This window comes from Azospirillum sp. B506, from assembly GCF_000333595.1.
GTDB lineage: Bacteria > Pseudomonadota > Alphaproteobacteria > Azospirillales > Azospirillaceae > Azospirillum.
In genome coordinates, this window is sequence record NZ_BADK01000873.1 from 1 (window position 1) to 981 (window position 981).

The 981-nt window shown below is 72.0% G+C and carries 1 protein-coding gene and 1 pseudogene; both read right to left on the minus strand.

What is annotated here, in order from left to right; genetic code table 11:
- The coding region (locus I71_RS26925; RefSeq protein ID WP_148294381.1) for a F0F1 ATP synthase subunit epsilon at positions 1 to 415 on the minus strand (415 nt) is incomplete at its 3' end.
- Positions 412 to 981 (minus strand): annotated as a pseudogene (locus tag I71_RS26930) (F0F1 ATP synthase subunit beta); the annotation flags it as partial. The gene I71_RS26925 and the pseudogene I71_RS26930, both read right to left, overlap by 4 nt.

A 981-nucleotide genomic window follows, 5' to 3' on the forward strand; every position in this document is an offset into this window, starting at 1 on the left:
CGGCTGGGCGGCGGTCCGGGCGCAGATAGGCCAGGATGTGGCGGATGGCGGCCAGATGCATGCGGCGGGCGCCGGACCGGGCCTCGCCCTCCTCCTCCGCGTTGCGGTGGAAGCGGGCCAGCACGTCACGTTCCAGCGCGTGCAGATCGTCGCCGGTCACCGCCTCGCGCGTCGCCACCGCGATCTGCGCGCCATTGCGGACGGTCAGCACCCCGCCGCGCACGGCGCAATGACCCTCGCGCCCGTCGGCGGTGCGCCAGCTGATGACGGAGATCGCCAGCGCCGTCAGCAGATCGGCATGGCCGGGCCAGATGCCGAAGGCGCCGCTGGCATCCTCCGCCCGCAGATGGCGGATGCCGGTGAGCTTGGCAGCGATGGAGGTTGGGGTGGTGATCAGGAGGCTCAGGTCGCTCATGCGTCCCTCCCGGCGCGGTCGCGCTCGCGAATCTGGTCCAGGGTGCCGGTCATGAAGAAGGCGCTTTCGGCCCAGTCGTCGCACTCCCCGTCCAGGATGGCGCGGCAGCCCTTCAGCGTCTCCGCCAGCGGCACGCTGACGCCGCCATGGCCGGTGAAGGCCTCCGTAACGAGGAAGGGCTGGGTCAGGAAGCGCTGCAGGCGGCGGGCGCGGCGCACGGCCAGCCGGTCGGCGGCGCTCAGCTCCTCCATGCCCAGCAGCGCGATGACGTCCTGGAGTTCGCGGTAATGGGCGATGGTCCTGCGCACGTCCTCCGCCAGCCGGTAATGCGCCTCCCCCACCACCTGCGGATCGAGCAGGCTGGAGGTGGAGGCCAGCGGGTCGACCGCCGGATACAGCCCCTCCGCCGCCATGGCGCGCGACAGCACGATGGAGCTGTCGAGATGGCTGAACAGCTCCGCCACCGCCGGGTCGGTGAATCGTCCGCCGGGGACATAGACCGCCTGGATCGCCGTCACCCCCGCACCGGGGGTGGAGGCGACTCGCTCCTCCAGCTCGGCGATCTC